The organism is Treponema sp. R80B11-R83G3, from assembly GCF_054786115.1.
The window spans coordinates 1-405 of the sequence record NZ_BDHF01000539.1 but is presented as its reverse complement, the minus strand read 5'-3'; the positions used below and the strand labels follow the sequence as shown (position 1 = coordinate 405).

The window sequence follows — 405 nt, the reverse complement described above, 5'->3', positions numbered from 1 at the left end:
TTCCTTGTTTAAACCTTTGGAGGCGTTAAGCTCGTCTTGTATCGCTTGAAACTGCTTTGCGTTAGGCCGAACCGGCACAATGACGCGGTTTCGCAATATCGTCCCGTACATTTCGTTAAGTATATGCTCGTTAAGATTTTCTGAATCAGAGACGAAATTGATAACCGAGACGGAAGCGCCGGCCGGCAATTCCCTGCTTATCTTTGCGGCCGCTCCCATTATCGCCACCTCAAGAGTTTGCGCGTTCAGCGCGGTGGCGCATAACGTGGCTCCCCAAAAAAATATAAAAAGTTTCTTTTTCACTTTTATTCCCTTGCCTGTTACCTTATGTATTTAACGGCCGTCCCGCGCATCGTGTTTGTTACAGCTTCTCTCATCACCCAAGCGAAAAGCATTGTTACTTCC

General features: G+C 47.2%; 1 protein-coding gene. It reads right to left on the bottom strand.

Going from position 1 to position 405, the window contains the following annotated elements; genetic code table 11:
• On the bottom strand, positions 1–303 hold a 303-nt coding region (locus ACYVRH_RS14860; RefSeq protein WP_461257630.1), incomplete at its 3' end, for a hypothetical protein.
• Positions 304–405: the final 102 nt, after the last annotated feature.